The 26,200-nt window shown below is 47.0% G+C and carries 23 protein-coding genes; 18 read left to right on the forward strand and 5 right to left on the reverse strand.

Annotated elements, in window-relative coordinates; translation table 11 throughout:
* Positions 1 to 92 precede the first annotated feature (92 nt).
* From IEX62_RS03425 to IEX62_RS03480, 12 genes are all read left to right on the forward strand, one after another.
* The gene (locus tag IEX62_RS03425; RefSeq protein WP_229685576.1) at positions 93 to 1,013 is read left to right on the forward strand and encodes a dienelactone hydrolase family protein; all 921 of its coding nucleotides are present in this window, start codon (positions 93 to 95) and stop codon (positions 1,011 to 1,013) included.
* A gap of 215 nt (positions 1,014 to 1,228) precedes the next feature.
* Positions 1,229 to 2,215, forward strand: coding sequence for a pectinesterase family protein (locus tag IEX62_RS03430; protein ID WP_188773975.1), 987 nt, complete (start codon positions 1,229 to 1,231; stop codon positions 2,213 to 2,215).
* 109 nt (positions 2,216 to 2,324) lie between these two features.
* A complete protein-coding gene (locus IEX62_RS03435) occupies positions 2,325 to 4,016 on the forward strand; it encodes a glycoside hydrolase family 43 protein (protein ID WP_229685599.1) in 1,692 nt (563 codons plus the stop codon).
* A gap of 294 nt (positions 4,017 to 4,310) precedes the next feature.
* A complete protein-coding gene (locus IEX62_RS03440) occupies positions 4,311 to 5,918 on the forward strand; it encodes an ABC transporter substrate-binding protein (RefSeq protein WP_188773977.1) in 1,608 nt (535 codons plus the stop codon).
* A 77-nt stretch (positions 5,919 to 5,995) separates the two neighbouring features.
* Positions 5,996 to 6,946, forward strand: a complete 951-nt coding sequence (locus IEX62_RS03445; protein ID WP_188773978.1) for an ABC transporter permease — start codon at positions 5,996 to 5,998, stop codon at positions 6,944 to 6,946.
* Between the two features lie 4 nt (positions 6,947 to 6,950).
* On the forward strand, positions 6,951 to 7,796 hold the full coding sequence (locus IEX62_RS03450) for an ABC transporter permease (RefSeq protein WP_188773979.1): 846 nt from the start codon (positions 6,951 to 6,953) through the stop codon (positions 7,794 to 7,796).
* Between the two features lie 13 nt (positions 7,797 to 7,809).
* Positions 7,810 to 8,832 (forward strand): ABC transporter ATP-binding protein, encoded by a 1,023-nt coding sequence (locus IEX62_RS03455; RefSeq protein WP_188773980.1) that lies wholly within the window; start codon positions 7,810 to 7,812, stop codon positions 8,830 to 8,832.
* Positions 8,825 to 9,733, forward strand: coding sequence for an ABC transporter ATP-binding protein (locus IEX62_RS03460; RefSeq protein WP_188773981.1), 909 nt, complete (start codon positions 8,825 to 8,827; stop codon positions 9,731 to 9,733). Before IEX62_RS03455 ends, IEX62_RS03460 begins: the two co-directional genes overlap by 8 nt.
* Before the next feature lie 50 nt (positions 9,734 to 9,783).
* Positions 9,784 to 10,242: a hypothetical protein gene (locus IEX62_RS03465; protein ID WP_229685577.1), complete on the forward strand. Its 459-nt coding sequence runs from the start codon at positions 9,784 to 9,786 to the stop codon at positions 10,240 to 10,242.
* Positions 10,243 to 10,715: 473 nt separating this feature from the next.
* On the forward strand, positions 10,716 to 11,462 hold the full coding sequence (locus IEX62_RS03470) for a DeoR/GlpR family DNA-binding transcription regulator (RefSeq protein WP_188773982.1): 747 nt from the start codon (positions 10,716 to 10,718) through the stop codon (positions 11,460 to 11,462).
* 2 nt (positions 11,463 to 11,464) lie between these two features.
* Entirely contained in the window at positions 11,465 to 12,376 is a 912-nt protein-coding gene (gene pfkB / locus IEX62_RS03475; protein WP_188773983.1) for a 1-phosphofructokinase, read from the forward strand.
* Positions 12,377 to 12,455: 79 nt separating this feature from the next.
* Positions 12,456 to 14,438 carry a PTS fructose transporter subunit IIABC gene (locus IEX62_RS03480; protein WP_188773984.1) on the forward strand — a complete coding sequence of 661 codons (1,983 nt, stop codon included), beginning with the start codon at positions 12,456 to 12,458 and terminating at the stop codon, positions 14,436 to 14,438.
* Positions 14,439 to 14,623: 185 nt separating this feature from the next.
* On the opposite strand, the gene IEX62_RS03485 is transcribed toward IEX62_RS03480, so the two are convergent.
* Entirely contained in the window at positions 14,624 to 15,529 is a 906-nt protein-coding gene (locus IEX62_RS03485) for a LysR family transcriptional regulator (protein ID WP_188773985.1), read from the reverse strand.
* A gap of 317 nt (positions 15,530 to 15,846) precedes the next feature.
* On the opposite strand from IEX62_RS03485, the gene IEX62_RS03490 reads away from it, so the two are divergent.
* Complete coding sequence (locus IEX62_RS03490; protein ID WP_188773986.1) at positions 15,847 to 16,557, forward strand: O-methyltransferase; 711 nt, start codon at positions 15,847 to 15,849, stop codon at positions 16,555 to 16,557.
* Position 16,558: 1 nt separating this feature from the next.
* Here the strand turns inward: IEX62_RS03490 and IEX62_RS03495 are convergent, their stop codons facing one another.
* Positions 16,559 to 17,431 (reverse strand): LysR family transcriptional regulator, encoded by an 873-nt coding sequence (locus tag IEX62_RS03495; protein WP_188773987.1) that lies wholly within the window; start codon positions 17,429 to 17,431, stop codon positions 16,559 to 16,561.
* Between the two features lie 151 nt (positions 17,432 to 17,582).
* On the opposite strand from IEX62_RS03495, the gene IEX62_RS24075 reads away from it, so the two are divergent.
* Positions 17,583 to 18,341 (forward strand): tautomerase family protein, encoded by a 759-nt coding sequence (locus tag IEX62_RS24075; RefSeq protein ID WP_373289078.1) that lies wholly within the window; start codon positions 17,583 to 17,585, stop codon positions 18,339 to 18,341.
* A gap of 328 nt (positions 18,342 to 18,669) precedes the next feature.
* On the opposite strand, the gene IEX62_RS03510 is transcribed toward IEX62_RS24075, so the two are convergent.
* Together IEX62_RS03510 and IEX62_RS03515 are read right to left on the reverse strand one after the other, a co-directional pair.
* A complete protein-coding gene (locus IEX62_RS03510; RefSeq protein WP_188773988.1) occupies positions 18,670 to 19,860 on the reverse strand; it encodes an MFS transporter in 1,191 nt (396 codons plus the stop codon).
* 358 nt (positions 19,861 to 20,218) lie between these two features.
* Positions 20,219 to 21,238, reverse strand: coding sequence for a hypothetical protein (locus IEX62_RS03515; protein WP_188773989.1), 1,020 nt, complete (start codon positions 21,236 to 21,238; stop codon positions 20,219 to 20,221).
* Positions 21,239 to 21,875: 637 nt separating this feature from the next.
* On the opposite strand from IEX62_RS03515, the gene IEX62_RS03520 reads away from it, so the two are divergent.
* From IEX62_RS03520 to IEX62_RS03535, 4 genes are all read left to right on the forward strand, one after another.
* Positions 21,876 to 22,640, forward strand: a complete 765-nt coding sequence (locus IEX62_RS03520) for a DeoR/GlpR family DNA-binding transcription regulator (protein ID WP_188773990.1) — start codon at positions 21,876 to 21,878, stop codon at positions 22,638 to 22,640.
* A gap of 136 nt (positions 22,641 to 22,776) precedes the next feature.
* On the forward strand, positions 22,777 to 24,153 hold the full coding sequence (locus IEX62_RS03525) for a PTS fructose transporter subunit IIC (protein WP_188773991.1): 1,377 nt from the start codon (positions 22,777 to 22,779) through the stop codon (positions 24,151 to 24,153).
* A 134-nt stretch (positions 24,154 to 24,287) separates the two neighbouring features.
* Positions 24,288 to 24,746, forward strand: a complete 459-nt coding sequence (locus IEX62_RS03530; protein WP_188773992.1) for a PTS sugar transporter subunit IIA — start codon at positions 24,288 to 24,290, stop codon at positions 24,744 to 24,746.
* 330 nt (positions 24,747 to 25,076) lie between these two features.
* Positions 25,077 to 26,003, forward strand: a complete 927-nt coding sequence (locus IEX62_RS03535) for a prenyltransferase (protein WP_188773993.1) — start codon at positions 25,077 to 25,079, stop codon at positions 26,001 to 26,003.
* Positions 26,004 to 26,073: 70 nt separating this feature from the next.
* Here the strand turns inward: IEX62_RS03535 and IEX62_RS24080 are convergent.
* On the reverse strand, positions 26,074 to 26,200 hold a 127-nt coding region (locus IEX62_RS24080), incomplete at its 5' end, for an IS3 family transposase (protein WP_188773994.1).

The raw sequence follows: 26,200 nt of genomic DNA on the forward strand, positions 1-26,200 counted from the left end.
AGGGGATTCAGTTCAAAACGTATACCGTACGGGGATGCCAAGATGGATCGACTAAGACGAGATGTCTGGCAACGAAGGAGTGCAATGTAATCATGACAGAGCAATCTCAACACATGCTCGGGCAAGACAATGACCCGTTATGGCAGCTGCTTGGCGATCTGCCAGCCATAGTGCCGATTACGAGTCAATATTTAGAACGCAGCGAGCAGGATGGCTATACGCTGGAAACGGTGCTGCTGGAGCTGAATGGACTGGAAAAGGTGCCTGCATCGATTGCCTTGCCACGAGAAGGCGCGGGCCCTTTTCCACTGATCATATTTAATCATTCTCATGGCGGCAATTATACAGGTGGGCGGCGTGAGCTGATTCATAGCAGTGCTTATTTACAGGAGCCTTCCTTTGCTTCGGTGCTAACAGGCATGGGCTATGCGGTCTGCTGTATCGATATGTGGTGCTTTGGTGAGCGAAGTGGTCGCGCAGAGAGCGAGACGGTGAAGGAAATGCTCTGGAATGGTCAGGTCATGTGGGGCATGATGCTCTATGACAATCGCCGTTTGATTGATTATATGTGCAGTCGGAAAGATATCGATGCTACTCGCATTGGCACAATTGGGATGTCGATGGGAGGGCTGATGGCATGGTGGCTGGCAGCGCTGGATGAGCGTGTAAAGGTGATTGTGGATATCGCTGCTCAGGTAGACGCACATACGCTGATCGCCAATCGTGGGCTGGATCATCACGGCTTCTATTCGTATGTGCCAGGCTTGCTCAAGCAGTATACGACACTGGATATTCAGCGCCGCATCGCGCCGCGTCCACGGATGAGTCTGGTCGGTCGTCATGACCGATTATGTCCGCTAGAAGGGGTAGAGCATCTGGCGGCAGGCTTACAAAAGGTCTATGCCGAGGCAGGCTACTCTGAGCACTGGCAGCCAGTCATTGGCAGTGGTGGGCATATGGAAACGATGGAGATGCGAGCGGCATGGATGCCATTTTTACAAAAATATATGTAGTGTGGATGCAGCGTCTGGAGACGAAGTGGATGCTCCATGACCTATCCATCTGCCATCTATCAGTAGCCATGCGAAGAAGCAACCATTCGATGGTAACGATATCCTATATCAAATTACAGCTATCAAATCACAACGTCATCGAGCCGTCCGTTGAGCCCTGCTGAATCGCAGACAACGGACGGTATCTGTATGTACGAAGGGAGCATGGATCGATCATGGAGCTTATTGTAGGAAAGGCATCTTTTTGCGATTATCATTCGATTCAGGAAGCGGTAGATGTACTGGATCAACGCGAAGCATCCTCTGAAGCGCGAGACACGATTTTCATTCTGGAAGGGGTATATGACGAGTGTGTGATCATTCATAATTCCAAATTGCGCCTATGTGGGGTCGGAAAGGTAGAGATTACACGCAGTCGACATGCGCGTCAGCATAATGAGCAGGGGGAAGAGATCGGTACGTTTGGCACACCGACTGTATTTCTCGGCGGTAGCGATCTGTTAATTGAGAATTTGACGATCAGCAATACAGCAGGACAGGGCGAAGAGATCGGACAAGCGGTGGCATTGACAGCTTACTGCGATCGCACTGTAATCCAAAATTGTACCCTGCGTGCTTATCAAGACACCTTATTCACCGGGCCATTGCCACCTAAGCCGAAAGAGCGTGCCAAGTTCGGCGGAGCAGAGATCAGACATAAGCATGAGCAATACCGTCAGCTCTATGTGAATTGTTATATCGAGGGTACGGTTGATTTTATTTTCGGAGGAGCGACAGCTTATTTTGAGCATTGCCATATTCATAGTCTGCGTCATTATGATAATCAGCCTACCTACGTTACAGCAGCATCGACGCCGCAAGGACAGAAGCATGGCTATGTCTTCCATAGCTGCTGGCTGACAGGAGATGAAGGGATCACACCTGTATTTCTAGGACGACCGTGGCGTGAATATGCACAGACCGTATGGGTGAAATGCCGTCTTGGCGAGCATATTGATCCAGCAGGCTGGGATAACTGGGATAATACAGATAATGAGCGCACGGTTGTATATCAGGAGTATGATCCAGAGCATGCAGATGAGCTACGCAACACACGTGTAGGCTGGGCAGATTGTCTGGCAGATGGTGTGGAGAAATGGGATCGCCAGACCGTATTTGGCGGTGAAGTATTCTGGGAGGAACCTGATTATGTCTATAAATAATAAGCAGGCTGCTTCGACATCCGATGCGGCTATCCAAGCTGGAGTTGTATCGTCCCGATCAGCAATCATCCGCAATCCTGTGCTTCCAGGCTTTAATCCTGATCCATGTATGATTCGGGTGAAGGATACATATTATATTGCGGTATCATCATTTGAATGGTTACCGGGTGTGCGTGTGTACGAGTCCAATGATCTAATCAGCTGGTCGCATTGCACAGATATTTTAACCGATCAAGTACAGCTACAGGGTAATCCGAAGAATGGCAGTATCTGGGCGCCTCAGCTGAGCTATGATAACGGTCTGTTTTATCTTGCCTATACCGATGTGAAAAGCACGCGTCGTCCATTTAAGGATGCACACAATTATATCATTACAGCTGCCGATATTCGTGGACCGTGGTCAAATCCAGTATATGTGAATAGTAGTGGATTCGATCCTTCTTTATTTCATGACGATGATGGGCGTAAATGGGTGCTTAACGCATTATGGGATTATCGGATCACCGAAGGTAATAAATCGAGTGGCATCGTAATTCAGGAATACGATGTAGAGCAGCAGCGTCTCATCGGTGAGCCGATCAAGCTATTTGACTGCACCGATCTGAAAAAGACCGAAGCACCACATCTTTACAAACATAATGGCTATTATTATCTGATCACTGCTGAGGGCGGTACAGGTACAGGTCATTCGGTAACGGTGACACGCTCACGCACCTTACTTGGGACATACGAAGTCGATCCTCACTATCCAATGATGACCTCCAGTGCTCATCCCGATTGGCCCCTGCAATGTGCAGGTCATGCCAGTCTGGTGGAGACACCGGATCGACAATGGTATATGGCACATCTATGTACACGTCCGCTGGAAGGGCAGTATGCGATACTCGGACGCGAAACAGCGATCCAGCAAGTGTACTGGGACGAAGAAGGCTGGCTGCGCTTGAGTAGTGGTGGGGTGTTAGCACAGCTAGAAGTGCCAGCACCGATAAATGGAATGGGTCGGGCTATAGGTCGAATCGAAAGTGACAATGAAAATGGATATGAGCATGAAGGTGAGCACCAACATAAAAATAACGATAACGATGAGCAATCTGTTGATACACATACACATTCCGAAGCGCACGCAGATTCGGTTCAATCGATCCAATCCAGGCAGGCGAAACCAACGCATCCACCGTATATTTTCCATGATTCATTTGCATCTAGTCATCTGCATTCGGAATGGAATACACTGCGTATTCTAGCGCATGAGGATTGGTGCTCCCTAGTAGAACGTCCGGGTTATTTGCGGCTATATGGTGGTGAATCGCTACAAAGTTTGTTCCAGCATCATCTGATTGCTATACGTCAGCGCCATCATCACTTTCGTGTAGAAACAGCACTGGACTATCATCCACAGCAATATTTACAAATGGCAGGGCTGGTGCTGTATTTAAATGACGAGAATTATCTGTATGCCTGTGTAAGTCATGAAGGAAATAGCAAGGTGCTTCGATTGATGCGCTGTGCGGCGGATCAGTTCTATGTATATCCCGATGCAGTAGCGATCGAGGAGCAGGGTATTATTCATCTGGCAGTAGAAGTGCATGATACGACAGCATGTTTTTACTATCAAATCACAGGAAGCGAGACGTCAGAAGCAGAGCAACAAGCATGGAAGCCGCTTTATGGAGAGGAGAATATTTCTTTTCTGTCTGGCGGCTTTACAGGGAACTTTGTTGGCATTGCAGCGCATGATATGTATCAGTTTAAGGGGAGCTATGCGGATTTTAGTCATTTTTCGTATGAAGAGCAGATGTAATCCGTCGTATTCTGCATGGTATGATCGTTAGCCAACAGCCATTTTACATCTTCCGACTGTCAATAGGAGCGTGCGTGTCGCTTCCTGTTGACAGTTTTTTTGTATAGAGTTTTTGTAGAGAGAGATGTATTAGGCATATGTAATTTCACTTAATGAATCAGTCAGCCCATAAGAGCGTTATTATAAATAATGTCATATAAGGTAAATTTAAAGCATTGTAATTCCTAGTAAACCGATATACTATACAGTATATAAAGGCAAGACAGCAACTATTACAGATGGGGGATAAGGAAAATGAGTACGAAGTTTAAAGGTTTAGTCATTGCGATGCTGTTTACGGTATTACTGGCAGCTTGCTCAGGCAATAGCGGCGGCTCGACAGCGGCAACATCAACAGGCTCGTCTACAGCAGACAGTGGAGCACCGAAGGATGGGGGGAGTCTGATTATCGGCGTTGCAGCAGACCCGGTGATCTTAAACCCGCTTTATGCAGGCGATCGCGTGAGTCTGACGATTGATCAGGCACTCTATGCACCACTATTTCAAGTGAATAATGGTAAAAAGACATTTTATCTAGCTGAGAGCCTGGAGCCTTCCGCTGACCAACTTACATACACGCTCAAGCTGAAAAAGAATCTAACCTGGCATGACGGACAGAAGCTGACGGCTGATGATGTCGTATTCACCATTAACAGTATTCTGGATGAAAAGCAAAACAGCTTCCTGCGTGCAGGCTTTATCATTAATAACAAGCCAGTACAGGTGTCCAAGGTCGACGATCTGACCGTAGCGTTTAAGCTGCCACAGGTGAGCCCGGCGTTCGAAGCTTCACTTGTACAGGTATCACCTATTCCAAAGCATATTTTTGAAGGCGAAACCGATCTGGAGAAGAGTAGCAAAAACAATAATCCAGTTGGCTCTGGCCCATTCAAATTTAAAGAATACAAAACAGGTGAGTATGTAACACTGGATCGCTTTGATCAATATTTCGGTGGCAAGCCGCATCTGGATCGTGTTACCTACCGTATCGCAAAGGATGCGAATGCTGCGAATCTGGCGCTTCAAAATGGTGAGATCAACGTGCAATATCTTGATCCACGTGATGTAGCAACTATTCAGGCTACTGGCAATTTTGATATCCAGTCTTATAGCGAGGGACGTCTGGCGTACCTGTTATTTAATGAGAAAAGCGATACAGGCGTGCTCGCCAAAAAAGAAGTACGTCAGGCGATTGGCTATGCCCTGAATCGTCAGGAGCTGATTCAGACCGCCTACACATCGGATCAATATGCCGATCCAGCCCATTCGTTTGAAACACCGGATGGCTTGTATCAGACGAACGATGTACCGACCTATGACAATGATGTGGAAAAAGCAAAGCAAATTCTTGCGCAGCAGGGCATTAGCAATTTGAAGCTGCGTATGATCGTACAGTCTGGCAATAAGGTTCAGGAAGCCGTTTCACTCTATGTACAGCAAAAGCTAAAAGAGATTGGTGTGGATGTCGAGCTGCAAAATATGGACTCCACGGCATTTGGTCAGAAGTTTGTAGATGGCAAGGCAACAGACTATGAACTAGCATTGAGCGGCTATATTATGGGTTATGATCCTGATGCGTATCGCATTCTGTTCGCAACAGGCTCTTCTTCTAACTACACTCACTATTCCAATCCACAGGTGGATAAGCTGTTCGAGCAGGGCTCTGGTGAGGGAGATACCACAAAACGTGCAGAGATTTACAAACAACTGCAAACGATTATTGCTGAAGATGCACCGATCTATCCGATTGCTTATACGAAAACCATCGTAGCGATCTCTAAAAATTATGGCGGTCTTGATCAGGCTGTGCTGAAGCCAGTCGTCATTTTCGAGGATCTGTCCAAAATTTATCAAAAACAATAAAAGTCCATGTTCATAATGAAAGCAGCAGATAGGCCGGTTTCCCGGCTTATTTGTTGTGGTGAGGGGAGCTGCGGAACATGAGGCAAATGATTATTCGCCGATTGCTGCAAACGATACCGTTGTTATTTTTTGTGTCTATTGTCTGCTTTGCCATGATCAAGCTTGCACCGGGTGATCCGGTGCTGTCGTTTGTGACACCGAATATGCATGCAGATGATATTGAACGTATTCGTCACAATCTCGGTCTGGATCGTCCGGCTTATATTCAATATTTACTCTGGTTAAAGCAATTACTACAGGGCGATCTTGGCTATTCGCTCGTCAATCATCAGCCTGTGCTCGGTCAGATTATTGACCGTCTGCCTGCGACAGCAGGGCTTATGGGGAGCGCGATCCTCATTGCCGTTCTGCTCGCGATTCCGCTCGGCTTGATTGCGGGTGCGAATCGTAATCGCTGGATCGATAAAATTATTAATTTGATCGCATATATCGGTATTTCTGTACCGCTTTTCTGGCTGGCGATTCTGTTAATCTATATTTTTGCTATTAAGCTGTCGCTATTGCCTAGTATGGGGATGCGCACGATTGGTGAAGAGTCGATTGGAGATGTGCTTCGTCATGGCATTTTACCATGCTCGGTGCTGGCTTTTGGCTTTCTGGCAGGATATGTGCGATATATTCGCTCCAGTACGATCGGTCAGCTAAAAGAAGATTATGTGCAGATTCAGTATGCATTTGGTTCTAATAAATGGACGATTCTGTTTCGGCATGTGATTAAGCATGTGCTGCTGCCCATTATTACACTACTTGGTATGTCGATGGGCGATCTGGTAGCAGGTGCGATTGTAACGGAAACTGTATTTTCGTGGCCAGGCATCGGTTCGCTCGGAATGACTGCGGTTCGAGGAATGGACTATCCAATCATTATGGGGATTACTCTGTTCTCGTCCTTGCTGCTTATTCTGGGCAATCTGGCAGCGGATATTTTGTATGCGATTGTAGACCCACGCATGAAGGTAAAGGGGTGACAGCATGAATCAGACGAAATGGAACCATTTAAAACAGGAGCTGTTCAGCAGTAAGCCAGGAATAGCTGCTCTATGCCTGCTCATCGTGCTCATGCTGGGAGCAATATTCGCCTTTTTGTCCCCATATGATCCGAATTTGATGAATGCGGGAAAACCGTTTAGTACGCCAGATGGTTCACACTGGTTTGGTACAGATGATTATGGTCGTGATTACTTTGCGCGTGCGCTGTATGGTGGGCGTGTATCGCTGCTCGTTGGCTTTGCTTCCATGGTTATGGCTACTGCGATTGGCGTAGCAGTCGGTGTGATTAGTGGTTATTTTGGCGGTTGGATCGATAGCTTGCTTATGCGTGCGCTCGACGTCATTTCGTCGATTCCATCGTTTCTGGTGTTGCTGCTGCTTAGCGTGTTTTTAAAGCCAAGTGTCGGCAATATTATCGTCATCATTGCGCTACTGATGTGGATGAATGTGGCGCGTATTGTACGTGCGGAGACGATGAGCATTAAAGAACGAGAGTATGTACTCTATGCACGTGCCTCGGGGCAAGGTGCAGGGGGGATGATTCTGCTTCATATTATTCCGGGACTGATTCCAGTCATTATTGTAGGGGCGACTAACAATATCGCTTCGGCGATTATGATGGAGTCTTCACTGAGCTTTCTCGGGTTTGGCGTGCAGCCGCCTAATGCAACATGGGGCAGTATGCTGAATAGCGCGCAGGGATACATCGCTCAAGCGCCCTATCTAGCGCTATTTCCAGGCTTGCTCATTTTACTAACTGTCCTCAGCTTTAATGTGCTGGGCGATATTTTACGAGTCGGTTTGGAACCGAAGCTGGATCGAAGATAGGAGGGGATGGATTATGACAGAACGTTTGCTCAGTGTAGACAATTTAAAGGTCTCCTTTGCGACTCGGGATGGAGATAATCAGGCGGTACGCGGCATTAGCTTTCATATCGATAAAGGTGAAACGCTCGGCATTGTGGGTGAGTCCGGTAGCGGGAAAAGCGTCACCGCTCGTTCCATCATGTCGTTGATCTCGTCACCTGGGCGGATTACGGATGGCAGCATTCAGTTTCGTGGTCAGGATTGTCTGACATGGTCGGAAAAGGAATGGCGTAAGCTGAGAGGGAATCGCATATCGATGATCTTTCAAGACCCGATGACCTCGCTCAATCCACTAAAGCGTATCGGTCAGCAATTAACCGAGGTGCTGCGCCGACATCGCGGTCTGGATCGACAGCAAGCGAACAATGAAGCAGAGCGATTGCTGCGCGAGGTAGGTATTTCCGATGCAAAAACAAGGCTTCGGCAATATCCGCATGAATTCAGTGGGGGGATGCGTCAGCGTGTGATGATCGCGATGGCATTATCCTGTCAGCCGGATCTGCTCATCGCGGATGAACCAACGACAGCGCTTGATGCTACGATTCAAGCACAGATTTTAGACCTGTTCAAAAACCTCAAGCAATATTCGGATACGTCCATTGCGCTGATCACGCATGATCTGGGTGTCGTTGCACAGGTATGTACACGAGTCATTGTCATGTATGGCGGCTTGATTATGGAGGAAGGGCGTGTAGAGGATATTTTCTACCGTCCACAGCATCCGTATACCAAAGGCTTGCTCGGCTCGCTGCCCCAACGCGGAAGTGGCTCACGTGAACGGCTTGTACCGATTGAAGGCACGCCACCCAATCTGCTAGCTCCACCTTCAGGGTGTCCCTTTGCCGAGCGTTGTCCACAAGCTTTTGCACGTTGTGCAGAGATGCCGCCTATCGTTGAGACGGAAAAGGGGCATTATTCGATGTGCTGGTTATCTCATCAAGCTGCTACCGCAGACAACCACGATCTTACATCAGAAGGAGTAGAGCATAATGAGTGATATTCTGGTCGATGTACACAATTTGAAAAAGCATTTTGTGAATTCACGCAACTGGCGCGGACAACCAACCGGTGTACAGCGTGCAGTAGATGGGGTTCATTTTCAGATTCGTCGCGGAGAGACATTCGGTCTGGTAGGCGAATCTGGCAGTGGGAAGTCTACCATCGGGCGTTGTTTGCTGCGATTGTATGATTATACAGAGGGTCAGGTGACCTTTGACGGTCAGCCGCTAGGTGCACTCAGTGAAAAGGCGCTCAAGCCCTTTCGCCGACGAATCCAATCTATTTTTCAAGATCCGTATTCTTCACTGAATCCCAATCTGAATGTGCTAGAGCTGATTAGCGAGCCGATGAAAATTCATGGTATAGCTGATTCTAGTGAACGAAAAGATACAATTGCCGAGCTGCTGGAAAAGGTAGGGCTAAACCGGGATCATCTATATCGATATCCGCATGAGTTCAGCGGTGGACAGCGCCAGCGTATTTCAATCGCTCGTGCGTTATCAGTACGACCGGAATTTATCGTCTGTGATGAGCCGATCTCTGCGCTCGATGTATCTGTACAGGCGCAGGTCGTGAATATGCTGGAGGACTTGCAGGCAGAATTCGGATTGACCTATTTATTTATCGCCCACGATCTATCCATGGTACGTCATATTTCTGATCGGATTGGCGTTATGTACGGGGGACGCCTTGTCGAGGTAGCCACAAGTGATGAGCTGTATGAGAATCCACAGCATCCATACACGCGAGCACTACTCTCATCTATTCTGGAAACTGATCCAGCCAAAGTAGCAGAGCGCATTCGTCCTGACGGCTTTACGATCATTCGTAATGATGAGCATGCTGCTCCACTGGAAGAGATTAGCCCGGGACATTTTGTAGCCTTTGATTATCAATGATATCGATTCGATGAATCTATCATAGAGAAATGAACGAAAGGTGTGTATACATGATGACGAGCACCACTTCATCGGAATCTTCCTACAAAGTAAAGCTATCCCAATGGGAGGCCTTATTGTTAGAATCGCTGCGTAGTCGCGGCTGGTCAGAGCATCAGCTATTAGAGCTGGGCACGCTGGAGCAGCTTCCAATCGATAGGAGTGACTACGAATGGGATTATACCGAGCTGGCGGCACTGGCGAATACACAGCCTGAACGGTATCGCCAGGCTGTACAGCAGGGCTATCAGATTAAATATAATACGATTCGTGGACTCCGCAGCTGGCTACATATCACCTTCGACATCGAGCCTGAGATGCTGCTGGAGGAGGGACATGAAGCCATCTACGTTACTCTCACGGATAAGCAGCTTCATCATCTGCGGCATGTACTGTCACCTGGCTGGGTGATCCGAGTGGAATCTGCACCGTTGTACGGTATAGAACCACAATATCGCTCCATGCCATAATTCAATAAAACAAAACAGGATAACGCATAGCATATGCACATCAAGTATGCTTGTCACGAATCATTTAAGCAGTCAGTAACACATGTCTGATGACCATAGTGTGTCTGTTGACTATAGTATAAATAAAGCCCTCTTCTGTTGGCATTTCTTCGTATAGTACTTGCTCAGTATAGCTATTCAATAAACAGATGTATGCCCTAGCTTTTCCAACACATACAAGCTACTCCAAGCGATTCTTTTATGTCGACTTCGGGGTAGCTTCTTTTTTTTCTGTAAAATACTGTAATCGTTTGTGCTGAAAAACCGATAATGAGAAAGAGAGCATTATCCCCAGCCCTCGATTCATTTTACCAGTGCTATCCAATTTGTGAACGAAATTCGTCGACTCGTGAAACTTTTTGGATTATTTTGAAGGAGAGTGATTGTTTTTTGTTACGTTTGTGGTAGTATATAGAGCAGTTGGGGGAATGAATATGCTTACAGAGGAACGTTACAACCTGATTATAGAGCGCTTACAGGAACGCGGTATTGTGAAATTACAAGAACTGGTCGATGTGTCCGGAGCTTCGGAATCCACGATACGGCGCGATCTAATCGACCTGGAAGCCAAACAGCTGCTTAGGCGTATCCACGGTGGAGCAACCTTGCTGCATCCGAAAAATCAGGAACCTGGTATGGAAGAAAAAACCTTCACAAACGTTCAAGAAAAAAGTATAATTGCTCGTCTAGCCTCCCATGAGATTGAGGATGGCGAATGTATCTATCTGGATGCAGGTACGACAACACTGGCAATGATTCCATATATCGAAGCAAAAGACATTACCGTCGTTACGAATGGACTATCTCATGTGGATGCACTTGTGAACAAGCGAATTCGCAGCTATCTGCTTGGTGGCATGATGAAAATGCATACCAAAGCCGTGGTAGGCAGTATGGCGCTACAGAGTATGGAGAATTTCCGGTTTGACCGCTGCTTTCTAGGGGCGAATGGCGTGGATGCCGAAATGGGCTACACCACACCAGACCCGGAGGAAGCAATGATCAAGCGGCGTGCTCATGAGCTTGCCGCCCATACGTATGTGCTAGCGGATTCGAGCAAGATCGGTGAAGTCACCTTTGCGCGGCTACTGGATTTACAGGAGGCTGTGCTGATCACCGAGTCGGTGCCGGAACATTCCCGTCCGTCCATATTGAACAAAACTAAGATAATCGAGGGATAAACATGATCTACACTGTAACACTCAACCCTTCTATCGATTACATCGTGGAAGTTGACGAACTGAAGCTTGGTGAATTGAACCGAATGAAGCGTGACTTAAAGCTTCCTGGCGGAAAGGGCATCAATGTATCCCGTATCCTGAACCAGCTTGGCGCACAAAATACAGCAATTGGCTTTCTTGGCGGATTCACCGGTCATTATATCGATGACAAGCTCAAGCAGGATCAGATTGCGACGGACTTTGTTTTCATCAGCGATGATACGCGTATCAATGTGAAGCTGAAGCATGGAGATGAGACAGAGATCAACGGTCTGGGTCCAGCGATCAGCACAGAAGAAGCCGATCAACTCGTGAACAAGCTATCCGTGCTGAAGCAAGGCGATGTGCTGGTGCTATCGGGTAGTGTTCCACCTTCACTGGGTGGCAATTTCTACGAGCGTTTGATCGCTGTGTGCGAAGAGAAGGGTGCCGAATTCGTGATCGATACGACAGGCAAGGCATTGCTTGAAGCATTACCACATGGTCCCCTGCTGGTGAAGCCGAATCATCACGAACTATCGGAGCTGTTTGAAACGGAAATTAACAGCCGTGAAGAGCTGATTGCGCATGGACGTAAGCTGCTGGAGCGGGGTGCGAAGCATGTACTCATTTCCATGGCGGGTGACGGTGCGCTGCTGGTGACGAAGGATGAAGTCTACCACGCGAACGTACCTAAAGGTCAGGTGAAAAACTCGGTTGGTGCAGGCGATTCTATGATTGGCGGTTTTGTCGGTACACTCGTGCTGAGTAATGATGCGCTCGAAGCGTTCCGCACAGGTGTAGCATCTGGAAGTGCAACAGCATTTTCCGATGATCTGGCAGATCGTGCGAAGATTGATGAGCTGCTGCCACAGGTGACGATCACACGTTTATAGTATTTTTAATGAACCCACACCGGGGCTATCTGCTGAAGCGCAGTAGCCCGCGGTGATTGAGATTAAGGGAGTGTACACAATGAGAATTACTGATCTGATGATCAAGGAAGTTATGATCATGGACCTGCAATCGGTGAGTAAAGAGGCTGTTATCGACGAGCTGATTACCAGTCTGACTGCGAGCGGTCGTATCAATGATCCGATCCTGTTCAAAGAAATGATCCTCAAGCGCGAGGGCGAATCCAGCACAGGTATCGGTGGCGGGATCGCAATGCCTCACGCCAAAACAAAAGCAGTAAACGAACCTACCGTTGTGTTTGCAAAAAGCAAGCAAGGCGTTGATTATGAATCTCTTGATGGTGAGCCTGCTCATCTGTTCTTTATGATCGCTGCTCCAGAAGGCGCTGCCAACACTCACCTGCGCACGCTAGCCGCTTTGTCCAAGCTGCTCATTGATAGCGATTTCATCGCTCAATTGATGAACACATCTACACCGGATGAGGTTGCTGCTCTGTTCGATGAGAAGCAAGCAGAAGCGGATGCCAAAGAAGAAGCCAAGCAAGCGGCAAAGGCTGCAAAAGAAGCAGAACAACAAAAAGAAAATGCACGCGAGCAGGTAGCTTCATCCTCTCTGACTGGTGGCGAAGGTGCCGAGCCATTCGTCGTTGCCGTAACAGCGTGTCCAACCGGTATCGCGCACACCTTTATGGCAGAAGATGCTCTGATCAAAAAAGCACAGGAGATGGGCGTAGCCATCCGCGTTGAAACGAACGGCTCTGAAGGCGCAGGCACACCACTGACTGCGGACGAAATTCGCCGTGCGAGCGGTGTTATCGTCGCTGCCGATAAAAAAGTTGAAATGGATCGCTTTGACGGTAAGCCGGTATTGCAAAGACCCGTTAGTGACGGTATCCGCAAACCGGAAGAACTGATTCGCAAAGCGATGAACGGTGAAGCACCAGTCTATCGCAGCTCCGGTCAGGCCGCTAATAGTGAAGAAGGCTCTGGCGAAAAAGTAAGTGTAGGTAGCAAAATTTACAAAGACCTGATGAACGGTATTTCGCATATGCTGCCATTCGTTGTCGGTGGCGGTATCTTGCTGGCAATCTCGTTCCTGTTTGAGCAAACACTCGGTCAGGATAATACACTGGTGAAGCTGTTGCAAACTATTGGCGGCGGCGACGGTGCATTCTTCTTCCTGATTCCAATCCTTGCCGGTTTTATCGCGATGAGTATTGGCGATCGTCCAGCCCTGATGCCTGGTATGGTCGGTGGTCTGATGGCAGTTAACTCGAACGCTGGTTTCCTGGGCGGTCTGGCTGCCGGTTTCCTGGCTGGTTATGTTGTTATCTTCCTGCGTAAGCTGCTCAAAGGCTTACCAAAAGCAATTGATGGCTTGAAGCCGATTCTGCTTTATCCGGTACTTGGTTTGCTGATTACAGGTACAATTTCGTACTTTATCTTTGATCCGATCTTTGGTGGGATTAACTCCTGGCTCGTTAACGTGCTGAACAACCTGGGTACAGGTAATGCGATCATTCTCGGTCTGATTCTGGGCGGCATGATGTCCATCGATATGGGTGGTCCATTTAACAAAGCGGCCTACACATTTGCAATCGGTGTATTCACATCGAGCGGTAATACAAACGGTATGATGATGGCGGCGGTTATGGCAGGTGGTATGGTTCCACCACTGGCAATCGCACTGGCAACAACGTTCTTTAAAAACAAATTTACTGAGCAAGAACGCAAGTCCGGTCTGACTAACTATGTACTGGGTCTGTCCTTCATCACAGAAGGTGCGATTCCATTCGCCGCAGCTGATCCACTGCGTGTCCTGACTTCTTGCATCATTGGTTCCGCGGTAGCTGGTGGTCTGACTCAGCTGTGGCATATCAACTTGCCTGCACCACACGGCGGTATCTTCGTTGCAGCATTAGCAAACCATGCTTTGTTATTTATGCTGGCGGTGATCATCGGCGCAGTTATTTCGGGTCTGATCCTTGGCGTATGGAAAAAACCAATTGCCAAAAAACTAGCTGAACAACAAAAAGCAGCTTAATTTCAATAGTTTAAGCTTTATCATACTCATAAAAAAGGCGGCAGGGTAAAATTACCTTGCCGCCTTTTGATATACATACCTGCCGATTTCGCTGCTTAATCCTACTGCCTCGTTCACATCTGGTCACACGCTTAGCCTGTATACTTCAAATATCTTCATCCATATTGTATTCCCTTTAGATTCAATTACTGTATCGTTTGTTTAAATGGATGACTGCGAATCAGATCTACAAAATGACTGGCCGCCGCTGACAAAGGCTCATGCTTGCGCGTCCAGATTGAGATCGTATTTTCCAGATGAATCCCCTCCACATACACCCGGCAAAGTGTTCCGCGAGCGACCTCGTCTCGTACGATCAGCGATGAGATAAAGTTCGCTCCGTACCCAGCAGTTACAGCCTGAATCGCTTCATATAATCCATTAAATTGTAGTGGAATGCTTGGTGCAGGCAAGTTGTGCGTGCGGCACAGCGACAGCAGTCGCTCACGGGTCGAGCTGCCCTGTTCACGCATAACAAATGGCTCCTGCATCATTTGGGACAGCGATATATGCTGATTAGCATAAGGATGCTCTGGGCCAACAACAAACCACAGCTCATCCCGAAACAATTCCTCCATCTCGACCCATTCGCTTGCTCGTTCAGGTACACCACCATAGATGGCAAGATCGACCTGCGCAGAAGTGAGTAGCTGTAAGGCTTCCGCCGAGTTCGTCGTATGAATGGTCAGCTCGACCTGTTCATATTGCTTTTTGAAACGGGAGAGCCAGCCGGGTAGCAGAACGTGAGCAGGTAAATAGGTGGCAGCCAGCGCAATCTGTCCAGCCTGTCCTTGCTGAATCTGTCCGCAAAACTGCTCAATTTGCTGCTCTACTGCGAATAAGCGAGCTGCCAGCAGGGCAATGTCTTCTCCAGCTGGCGTTAACGTGATTCCGCGACCGGCAGGCTGTAGCAGCACGATGCCCAGCTCCTTTTCCAGCTTCTTCACCTGAGCTGTAATCGCAGGTTGGCTAATATTTAGCTGTTCTGCTGCTCGAGTAACATTGCGAGTCGTCGCAATCGTATAAAATAAACGTAACGCATGCAGATTCATCGGTATTCTCCTTTTCCAGACGAGAGATGATAGACCATACTAGATGCAACAATCACACATCATGCGCAACCCTATCTATCAACCCAGCTTTTCTTTAATCATAACTTTAATCTATGAATAAGTCATAAAGATATATTATATTTATCGAATAAAAAGGATTATGCTTTGTTCAGAGGCAGACGAGATCCACACAAAGAAATCTTTTTACAATTGCAATCGACTTGAAGCGAGAGAGAAGTCAGCTTGATTCAATCCCCCTCAAGCCACGATTCTTAACAACCGATCGTCGCCTACTATGAATAGGAGCGTGAATGATAATGACACAACAACATCTCAATAACGCACAGCAGCAATGGCACGAGGTAGATCAATATGTAAATGAACGTCTTCATCTGAAACAAGGACTATTTGAACAAATTCTTGAGCGTAACCGCAAAGCGAATTTGCCACCAATCGATGTGTCTCCAGCACAGGGAGCATTGCTTCAGCAATTGATTACGATGTCTGGTGCACGGCGCGTACTGGAGATTGGCACACTGGGCGGTTACAGTACAATTTGGATGGCACAGGCGCTACCACAGGATGGACAAGTCGTTACACTGGAGCTGCAAGAGAATCATGCAGCTGTAGCACGTATTAACTTTGAGCAGGCAGGCGTGTATGAGCGGATCGAGCAGCGTACTGGCGAAGCGCTCGAGCAACTCCAACAACTGGCTGACGAGAAGGTAGAGCCATTCGATTTTATTTTTATCGATGCAGATAAGCCGAACAATCCAGCTTACTTAAAATGGGCGCTTCATTTCTCACATCCAGGCACCGTCATTTTTGCTGATAATGTCGTTCGTGAGGGAGAGATCATTGACCAGCATAGTACCGATCCGCGTATACATGGCGTGAGACAATTTTATGATCTGATTCATGATGAGCCTAGATTGCGTAGTGTGACAACGATTCAGACAGTGGGGGAAAAAGGATATGACGGATTTTTGATGGCGATTGTAGGGGAGCCTACGCCTGAGCGTAGCTAGATTATTGCATCGCTTCTTCCTTTACGATATTCATCAGCAGCTGGCGCGATAATGGCAAGTAGCTCTGCTCGCGTAGCATCAATAATCCGATATGCAGATGGGGCTCTGTGAGTGGGAATTCGAGCTTTACCATCTGCTTATCGATAAAGGTAGAGTCAAGCACTACCCCGATACTGCCTGTGGCCTTTGCCAGTGCAGGTACAGCGGACAGCTGGCTAATAGAATGCATGAAAGGCTGTAGCTTGAGTCGGGAAAGCTCTTTTTCCAGGCGTAGATGATACAGACAGCTTCGACCACCGACAGCAAGCGGATACTGCTGTAAATCATCCTGCGTGAGCTGATTTCTGTGTGCTAAGGGATGCTGCTCATGTACGATAAATACGATTCGTTCCGTATATAACGGCTCAAAATGAAGCGAATCCAGCTTCGTTGGTTCACCGCATAGGGCTAGCTCGATTTGCCGCTCGATTAGCATTTGCGTCAACGTATCCGTATTACCTATCGTTAGCTCACACTGAATCCGAGGCTTTTGCTCGGCAAAGCGTGACATGACTGCGGGTAGCCATGTAGTGCATATACTTTCAATCATCCCGACCCGTAATATGCCGCGTTCTTCCTGCTGAAGCTGCTGCGCCTGATCTCGTACATGCTGCCAGTGTGCCATCAGACTATCAACCTCGGCTGCATAGATTTTGCCTGCTTCTGTAAGCTCTGCATCCCAGCCGCGCTTGAATAGCTGAATGCCCAGCTCTTTCTCTAAACGCTGAATCTGATGGGTCACTGTAGATTGAGCATAATGCAGCTTATCTGCCGCGCGTGAGAAGGTGCCCTCCTGAATAACAGTGCGAAACGTCGTTAATTCTTTGAGATCCATAGTATATACTCCATTCGATAAATTGAATAATTAGTTTATTATTTTCAATTATACGAATGAAGTGGAGCACTGTACACTTATGAATAGAGCGCAAGCTCGAACAGACGACGTAAGGACGTAAGCTGTATCATTGAGACAGGAGGCAATCGATATGCCATTTATAAGAACAGATTATCAGCAGCAAGCGTATCGTAGTGAGCAGCTCAAGCAGATTAGCGAGGGATTAATGCAGGCGTTGCAGGAGCATTTTCAAGTACCGGATAAGGATTATTTTCAGGTATTTCATGCTCATGAGCAGTGGCAGTTCATGTATGATGATCATTATCTGGATGTGGAGCGTAGCGATCGATTGCTCTATATTCAGATTACGCTTGGCTCCGAGCGAAGCGTGGAGCAGAAGAAGGCATTTTACAAGCGTGCTGCCGAGCTAGTAGAACAGCGAGCGGGTGTACGCCAGCAGGATGTGTTTATTACATTACTGGAGACAGGCTTGGAGAATTGGAGCTTTGGCAATGGTCAAGCACAGATGATTGAGCGCCCGTCCATGGCAGCTCGCGGCCAGCAATATACACCACCTACAGCTATTCAGACTATACCAGACGCACCCGTATCTGATGTACAGCAGGTCTACGGGGAGCTGGCACCTGATTTTGCACGTTATAGTGAAGAGGTATTGTTTGGCGATCTATGGCGCAATCCAGAGCTAAGCCCGCGCGAGCGTAGCTTGCTAACGATTGCTGCACTAGTTGCAGGTCGTCATACGAGTCAACTACCGTACCATATTGAGCTAGCTCAGCAAAATGGATTACACGCTACCGAGCTTGCCGCCGCAATGACCCATCTAGCCTTTTATGCAGGCTGGCCAGCCGCTGCTGCCGGACTGCTTGTGCTGAAAGAGCATACAGGCTAGTTACAGCGGAGCGTCTCATATCCAGCGAATGATCAGACAGAATGATCAAATGGAATATATAGTATCGATAATTTCCCCCTATAAAAAGCTAAAGAAAGCTAAAAGCCTCGCTATCAAGACGTAAAATATAACAAAAGCCGCCTTTGATTGGTCTTACCCCCTCAAGTAGACATTCGAAAAAAGACATCTGTTAAGATGGACTTATCATGTCTACAAAGGGAATAATACCGGATTCCAAGGCGGCTTTTTACACCGATCATATATCGATCAAGCTTCTACAGTGTATCCATTGGTTATAGACTTGGACTGCTCAACAACAAATAGCACGTCATCTGCCTGTCTGGCTTGAGCTCAATCGAAGCGTCATCATAAAAGCGATGAACAAAATGATACAGCCTGCCATAAATGGAGCGAACATATGAAGATCAAATAAGCTTCCTGCCAAAAGAGGGCCTATAATATTTCCCATACTCATATATGCATTATTCATACCAGCCACATAACCTTGTTCATCGCCAGCCATTTTGGATAACTGTGTATTTAAAGCGGGACGCAGCATAGCAGTAGCAAAGAAAATGGCGGAAGTAAGTAGCAATATGCTCCAAAAATGAGTTGCTAGTAGTAGCACGATATAGGCAAGTGAGGTAATCAGCAGACAGGCTTTGATGGTCTTTTGTTCGCCAAACTGTTTTATCGTTCGTGCGACAAGAAACATCTGCATCATCACGCCAATCACAGCTCCGGTTGTCAAAATGATAGCAATATATTGCGGTGAAAATTGAAAACGCTTAGTTACATACAATCCAAGTACCGATTCAAAGTTAGCCAATCCAAACGTCATCACCAACACAAGAATAAATAATGGTGCATACTTCGATTGCAGTGATTTAGCGTATTGCTTGAATAGGGATGGTTGTAACGTACGACCAGCCCGAGCTACCTGTCGATGTGATCGGGATAAGCTTTCTGGTAAACAGACGATGGAGAACATAACGCTGATCATGGCCGCCCCTGCTGCTACCCAGAGCGGAATGCGTGTGCCATACTCAGCCAGCAAACCACCCAGACCAGGCCCAATTATGAATCCAGCGGACATAGCAGCACTTAACAAGCTGTTTCCTCTAGCACGCTTCTCAGTCGTTGTGATATCAGCGACATACGCCATCATTGGCGGCACGATCAAGGCTGCTGCCACACCCTCCAGCAATCTGGAAACATAGAGCATCCACAACACATCGCCGACTGCAAATATCAATTTGGCGATCGCAAATACAATCATACCCGTAACGATAAAAATTTTCCGACCATAGTGATCCGACTGTCGTCCTGTTATAGGAGAAAGGAGAAACTGTGTAATGCCATAAGCAGCTACTAATAGCCCGATCGCCTGCCCGCTAGCTCCAAATTCAATAATCAACTGTGGCAGAATGGGTGTAATGAGTCCAACACCTACCATTACGATAAACATATTGATCATAAGAACGGCGAGTATGACGTTAGGATTTTTAAATGTAAACATATGGAGACCTCCTGCTTTGTGCAATAGTTTTACGTATCGTATGCGTATCTAGACCTGTATGACAGAACATGCAAAAAACCTCCATATCCAAACATAGCTGGATAGGAGGCAGGCATACGAACAGTAAGAGAGACTGCTTTGTTTCAAAAGCAGCCATCGCCTACTATTGCTATAAAAGCCATACTAATCCTATCCGCACATTCGTAATGATACAAACGAAATGTTTTGTTACGGAAGTAGGATTAGTAGATCATTGGCTTGGAGTCACCCTTTCGATCGATGTTAAGGTTTAGCATAGCATCATCGTTACTGTATTGTATATGACGTATTTCAAGCATAAATATATGCTCAGGAAGAATTAAAATAGTGTACCCACACGCTTTTCTAAAAATTGATCTACCACACTGGTACGCTTCCCACCATTTTGATCGACCAGCTTCATCAGATCAGACAGATTGGTCAGGATTTTACTGCTCTTAATCTGCTCAGCACTATAGTTATTCAGTAGCTTGCGATACGCTTCCTGAAACTGCGGATCAATCTCCAGCGTCTGAGGATCGAACAGTGGAGTATTGTCGGGACCATAGAAAATATAATACTGGCTCAGTCGATAGTCCTGCTCCACAGCAGCACGTCGATTAGATACCGCATATTTGTTCAGAAAGGTCTCCTTAGCTAGTCCGCGCTTGACCACTTCTGCCGGAGGAATCACAATTCCTGCATCACTCGTCGTTGCAGACTTCGCTTCCTCCGACATGATCAGGATATAATCGCGAATGTCCGGGCTAACATAAGACAGGAAAGGACTGAACGCTGGATAATCGATGATCGGATAAAAGACACCCTCGCTCGTTTCCAGACGATAGCCCATATCTGCAAGCGTCTGCATTGCCTTGCGATCCGACGCGCGTGACATCAGGGAGACCGCCTGTTTCATCGTCAGGTCAGATTTATATTTCTTCATTAACTCATCCTGAATCGATTCCTGATAGATCAGGTCTTCCGCATAACTAAAATGCTGATTATACGCATTTTCCAATTGAAGCACAGCTATACTGGCGCGATACGTATCGAACTGAGCAATACGGTTAATCAGCGTTGCACGTGCTAACCCGAGTGTAGATGGCTTTTGCAGTCGCTGTAGAAATAGATTGTACGATTGCTGAGCTGTCTTTGCGCTTACCGCTTGCTTGGAAGTCGATGCTGTAGAAGCAGAGCTAGTCACTGCTGCATCGGCACTACGGAGAATTGAAGAGGGTACGACTAAACCTGTCGTTAACATTGTCGATGTGAGCACTACAGCTACAGCTGGACGAGCATACAAGCGCCAGATGGAATGGACAGCATGCTCCTGCATTCCAGTTCGTTTAGTTTTCATCAAATCGCCCCTTTGATTAGCTACTTTTATTATTTTAATCCTTCTCTTCCTCTCCAGCTTCTTTTTCTATGTACAACATAAGTAAGTCGTGATGATGGAATAATACCATATTGATGATCGAAATACATTGCTATTTGCATATATGCGCATTTGTGATCGTTTTGGTATGATCATCCGTGCACAGATATGTTTACGAATCAATCATCGCTAGCCTGCACATTTTCTGCCGAAAAGGATAAGATTACTAATTCCAATAATAATAAATAGATATGGAAGCTTATAGAGATAGTGAGCATGATGAATATTGGATCGAATTTATAAAATTCCAGTCATAGTAAGGGATAATAGCAAATATATAGCTCAGCTCATAAGAATAAAAAAATAAATTTTTTATCCGAAAACTGTAAAATTAAAGGGAACTCCAGACGATATAATATACATAAGTTGCTAAAGTAACCACCGTTTAGAAGCCGGAAAATAAAGTTATTGACAAGTCATGAAAGCGTTATTATAATCATAATCAATCAAGGATGATCATAAACGATCACAAATAATCATGAAGCGACAATACATGATCAGCCTCGATCACAGGTTGGATGATGATATAGCAAATTGACAGACAGGTGGTGATGTCCCGATGCTTTTCGAGCAAGAACGAAAGCATAAGATGGTGGAGTATTTGCAGCAAAACCAGCGGGCATCGGTTCAGGAACTAGGTGAAGTTTTTCAGGTTTCGGAATCAACAGTCAGGCGCGATCTCAAAGAGCTTGAGGATGGCAGACTGCTGAAAAGAACCCATGGCGGAGCGATCTCGCTACAGAGTGTTGACTTTGAACCGAATATGGTTGATAAGGAAGATTCCTATCGTGAGGAAAAGGAACGCATCGCACGCAGGGCAGCAGAGATGGTCAATCAAGGGGATACGATTCTACTCGATTCAGGAACAACGACACTTCCACTAGCTAGAGAGCTTCGTAGTCGATCTGGCATCCGGGTAATTACCAATTCGGTAATTGTACTGGGGGAACTTAAGGATTGCCGCAACATCGAATTATCGATCATTGGCGGATTGCTCAGGCCGGATACCCAGGCATTTGTCGGGCCGATGGCAGAGCGCACACTCGATATGATCCGAGTGGACAAAGCATTCATGGCAACGAATGGCTTGGATATTAGAGAAGGAATTACAACTCCGAATCTGACCGAAGCCGCAATCAAACGGAAAATGATCGATATTTCCAAGCAGGTCATTCTGCTAACCGATCATAGCAAAATTGGCGGTATCGCTTATGCCAAATTCGCCGATCTATCCGATATCGATTATTGCATTACCGATGGGGGAGCATCTGTATCCATGATTGGGCAGTTCCGTAAGCACGGACTGGACATGATCATCGCTTAACCGATTCGACAAACAACCTTTTTACAAGTTTGTAAGCGTTTTACCATATTTCGGATGGCACCGAATCAGACGCAGTCGTACACGGCATATTTATGAATGGCTGATTGAAAGAGATGAACATGAAGGGGATATTACAATGAAAAAATTATTAGCTGTTACCGCTTGTCCTACTGGTATCGCTCACACGTACATGGCTGCTGAGTCACTCGCCAAAGCTGCTAAAGAAAAAGACATTGAGATCAAAGTAGAAACTCGCGGCGCGGTCGGCGTCGAAAATGGACTCACACCACAGGAGATTGCAGAGGCACATGCGATCATTATCGCAGCAGATACCGATGTGGATGAAGCACGCTTTGCAGGTAAGCCGGTTGTACGCGTACCTGTAGCACAGGGGATTAAAATACCGGGTGAGCTAATTACACGCGCATTGAATATGCAGCCATCCAGCTCTACAGCTGCTGCTCCAACAACACCAGCCGATAGTGGAGTGAAACAGCAAAACCTGTTCTACAAGCACCTGATGAATGGTGTATCCAATATGCTGCCACTCGTTATCGCAGGTGGTCTGATTATCGCCTTCTCCTTCTTGTTTGCGTTTACAAAAGGTGGCGTAGATCAAGTGGAAGGCTCGCTCGGAGCGGCACTGTCTACAATCGGCGGCGCTTCTATGGGGCTGATGGTTATCGTTCTGTCGGGCTTCATCTCTTTCTCAATCGCAGGTAAACCCGGTCTTGCTCCAGGTCTCGTAGGTGGCGTACTGGCAAAAGACATGGGCGCTGGCTTCATCGGCGGTATCATCGCCGGCTTCATCGCTGGTTATGTTGCTCACTGGCTGATCAAGCACATCAAAATGCCACGTAACTTTGAAGGTCTAAAACCAATTCTGATCGTTCCTGTATTGTCTGTACTTATCATTGGTCTGCTGATGGTATACGTTATCGGTGAACCGATTCAATGGCTGCTCGCTCAATTAACTGCATGGCTGACCAATATGGGTGCGGGTAATGCAATTCTGCTTGGTGCCATTCTCGGCGCAATGATGGCGTTCGATATGGGTGGCCCGTTCAACAAAACAGCGTATACGTTTGCAGTAGGTCTGCTTGGCGCATCGATCTTCACACCAATGGCTGCGGTTATGGCAGCAGGTATGACACCTCCACTTGGTATCTGGCTGGCAACACTGATTGCGAAAAAACGCTTTACAAAAGAAGAACGCGAAGCAGGTAAAGTAGCATCCATTCTCGGTCTGTCCTTTATTACTGAAGGTGCGATTCCGTTCGGTGCAGCTGATCCGATTCGAATCATCCCTTCCTTTATGGTAGGCTCGGCTGTAGCTGGCGCCCTATCAATGATGTTCGGTTGTGGACTGCATGCACCTCACGGTGGTGTGTTCGTACTGTTCATTCCAAATGCGATTGACCATCTCGGCTATTATGTATTGTCCATCGCAATCGGTACAGTTGTAACTGCACTGATGGTGCTGCTGCTGAAACGCAAAGCACCTGTAGTCTAATTGAATCGCTACGAACGATAACCTTACCCTCAAAACCCTAATCTATACCCTACCCCAGCAACGACCGGACACCCTATCCGGTCGTTGTCATTTCAAGCCGTATCTATTATATAGAAGCTAAAGGAGCCTATTCCATGAATATTCGTGAATTGCTACAACCTGAAAGTATTTTCCTGCCATCCTCAGTATCGACTCGAGAAGAAGCGATTCAGCAGCTTGCCGAAGGGATGACCGCAGCAGGTGCAGTAACCGATACAGCAGATTATGTACGTGCAGTGCTAGCTCGTGAGCAGCAAAGCTCGACCGGTATTGGCTTTGGTGTAGCGATTCCACATGGTAAAGCTGCTGGTGTGGCACGCGCAGTGCTTGGCTTTGCACGTTTTCAGCAACCGATCGATTGGGATTCGCTCGATGGAGATCCAGCCCAGATGGCATTCATGATCGGTGTGCCGGAAGCCAATGCAGGCAATGAGCATTTGCAGATTCTGGTCGCTCTGTCCCGTAAGCTGATTCATGATGAATTCCGCGCAGAGCTGCTTCAGGCGAGTAGCAAGGAAGAGATTTTGGATATTTTAAGTCGTAATATTGGATAGGAGCTAGCCTTTCTGGCTTCATCACCGCAAGTGGGATGTATAGCAATTAGTTGATGCATAGCAATTATTTATAGTGCTAAAAGGACTGGGATTCGCTGTATACATGGCGAACTCCAGTCTTTTTAAGTTTTGCTGTTTCTTAATCCAGCCATTATGGATCGATTGTTGATGACGAATAAGGAATAACGAATAACGAATATCCTACTTCGAACAACGCATCTATTTACCAACGTTTCCCATCTGTATTCAACGTTTAATGAGGAGTTAGATGACCATCTGGAATCATCTGGATGAACCAGATGAATATGCTGCACGGAAAGCGGGGATACGATGAACAAATGGCAGGAATTTCGCCAGGCTTCACGGATGCACTTTGTACCTTTGATGGCGATATGTGTCATACAGGGGACACTGGCAGCATGGGTATGGAATGAGCAGTTTAGTCTATGGATTGCACTGGTAACGATGATTGGCTCCTGTGCTGCTCATATTTTTTCGATGATGATTAATGATCTATGGGATTATCGTAGTGGAGCAGATCAGGCAGCCTATGAATCAGATGAAGCCATTTCTACCGATTCAGGATATTTAACATCTGGTAAATGGGACGAGCGTACATTTGAGCTGGTAACGTGGGCGATGCTTGGTATAGCGCTTGCCTGCGCAGTCTTGCTGTACTTTGTCAGCGGCTGGGGTGTGCTGCTACTTGGTGGTCTGGGCTGCTTTCTTGCCTTGTTTTATGTTGTACCTCCCATTCGGTATGGCTATGCGGGCAAAGGCACGAGCGAATTTGCTCATGTGTTATCATTTGGTGTATTCCCGGTAATGGGCTCGTATTATGTGCAAACAGGTCATTTTGATATCAGGCTGTGGTTATTGTCACTGCCGATGGGCTTGCTGACCACATTGACGTTTTTCAATCACCACTTTTTACATTGGAAAACGGATCGTCAGGTGGGCAAGCGCACACTGGTCGTCATGTGGGGTGAACGCAAATCGTTTCGTTTCTCGGTCTTTTTGCTAATACTGGCGCTATTGAGCATTGCACTTTGTGCCGTGGCACGCGTTATCCCGGTCTATGCTGTTATTGTACTGCTTGCTGCGCTGCCATTATGCCGTATGTATACGAAAATGAAGCCGTCCCATCGTAATCTGCAAACTCATCAGCAGCTATTATGGCTATCGCTGCGCACCTCACTTCAATTCGGAGCCTTGATTATTGTCGCCCAGCTGGTCAGTCGCTGGATAGGTACATAGTAGAGGAGAAGAAAGTCGTAGAAGATACTTGGTCTTCCCCCCGTCAAGTAGACACGATTAAAAAGCCACTTCAAGCTACAACCGTTTCTCGGTATTCAACCGGGGAACGGTTGTTTAGTTTTTTTTGAAATTGGTCGTGGTTATAAAATGCAATGTATTCGCTTACTTGCTGCTCGACCTCTGCTGGGTTTGCTGCT

The sequence above is a fragment of the Paenibacillus hunanensis genome (genome assembly GCF_014645615.1).
In the GTDB taxonomy this organism is placed as follows: domain Bacteria; phylum Bacillota; class Bacilli; order Paenibacillales; family Paenibacillaceae; genus Saccharibacillus; species Saccharibacillus hunanensis.

Excerpts from the sequence above, each read along its gene's own strand:
- IEX62_RS03450 (WP_188773979.1), top strand. The coding sequence starts at position 6,951 with ATGAATCAGACGAAATGGAACCATTTAAAACAGGAGCTGTTCAGCAGT.
- IEX62_RS03445 (WP_188773978.1), top strand. The coding sequence starts at position 5,996 with ATGAGGCAAATGATTATTCGCCGATTGCTGCAAACGATACCGTTGTTA.
- IEX62_RS03490 (WP_188773986.1), top strand. The coding sequence starts at position 15,847 with ATGACACAACAACATCTCAATAACGCACAGCAGCAATGGCACGAGGTA.
- IEX62_RS03495 (WP_188773987.1), bottom strand. The coding sequence starts at position 17,431 with ATGGATCTCAAAGAATTAACGACGTTTCGCACTGTTATTCAGGAGGGC.
- IEX62_RS03535 (WP_188773993.1), top strand. The coding sequence starts at position 25,077 with ATGAACAAATGGCAGGAATTTCGCCAGGCTTCACGGATGCACTTTGTA.
- IEX62_RS03480 (WP_188773984.1), top strand. The coding sequence starts at position 12,456 with ATGAGAATTACTGATCTGATGATCAAGGAAGTTATGATCATGGACCTG.
- IEX62_RS03530 (WP_188773992.1), top strand. The coding sequence starts at position 24,288 with ATGAATATTCGTGAATTGCTACAACCTGAAAGTATTTTCCTGCCATCC.
- IEX62_RS03485 (WP_188773985.1), bottom strand. The coding sequence starts at position 15,529 with ATGAATCTGCATGCGTTACGTTTATTTTATACGATTGCGACGACTCGC.
- IEX62_RS03515 (WP_188773989.1), bottom strand. The coding sequence starts at position 21,238 with ATGAAAACTAAACGAACTGGAATGCAGGAGCATGCTGTCCATTCCATC.
- IEX62_RS03455 (WP_188773980.1), top strand. The coding sequence starts at position 7,810 with ATGACAGAACGTTTGCTCAGTGTAGACAATTTAAAGGTCTCCTTTGCG.
- IEX62_RS03460 (WP_188773981.1), top strand. The coding sequence starts at position 8,825 with ATGAGTGATATTCTGGTCGATGTACACAATTTGAAAAAGCATTTTGTG.
- IEX62_RS03435 (WP_229685599.1), top strand. The coding sequence starts at position 2,325 with ATGATTCGGGTGAAGGATACATATTATATTGCGGTATCATCATTTGAA.
- IEX62_RS03525 (WP_188773991.1), top strand. The coding sequence starts at position 22,777 with ATGAAAAAATTATTAGCTGTTACCGCTTGTCCTACTGGTATCGCTCAC.
- IEX62_RS03470 (WP_188773982.1), top strand. The coding sequence starts at position 10,716 with ATGCTTACAGAGGAACGTTACAACCTGATTATAGAGCGCTTACAGGAA.
- IEX62_RS03425 (WP_229685576.1), top strand. The coding sequence starts at position 93 with ATGACAGAGCAATCTCAACACATGCTCGGGCAAGACAATGACCCGTTA.
- IEX62_RS03440 (WP_188773977.1), top strand. The coding sequence starts at position 4,311 with ATGAGTACGAAGTTTAAAGGTTTAGTCATTGCGATGCTGTTTACGGTA.
- IEX62_RS03510 (WP_188773988.1), bottom strand. The coding sequence starts at position 19,860 with ATGTTTACATTTAAAAATCCTAACGTCATACTCGCCGTTCTTATGATC.
- pfkB (WP_188773983.1), top strand. The coding sequence starts at position 11,465 with ATGATCTACACTGTAACACTCAACCCTTCTATCGATTACATCGTGGAA.
- IEX62_RS24075 (WP_373289078.1), top strand. The coding sequence starts at position 17,583 with ATGCCATTTATAAGAACAGATTATCAGCAGCAAGCGTATCGTAGTGAG.
- IEX62_RS03430 (WP_188773975.1), top strand. The coding sequence starts at position 1,229 with ATGGAGCTTATTGTAGGAAAGGCATCTTTTTGCGATTATCATTCGATT.
- IEX62_RS03520 (WP_188773990.1), top strand. The coding sequence starts at position 21,876 with ATGCTTTTCGAGCAAGAACGAAAGCATAAGATGGTGGAGTATTTGCAG.
- IEX62_RS03465 (WP_229685577.1), top strand. The coding sequence starts at position 9,784 with ATGATGACGAGCACCACTTCATCGGAATCTTCCTACAAAGTAAAGCTA.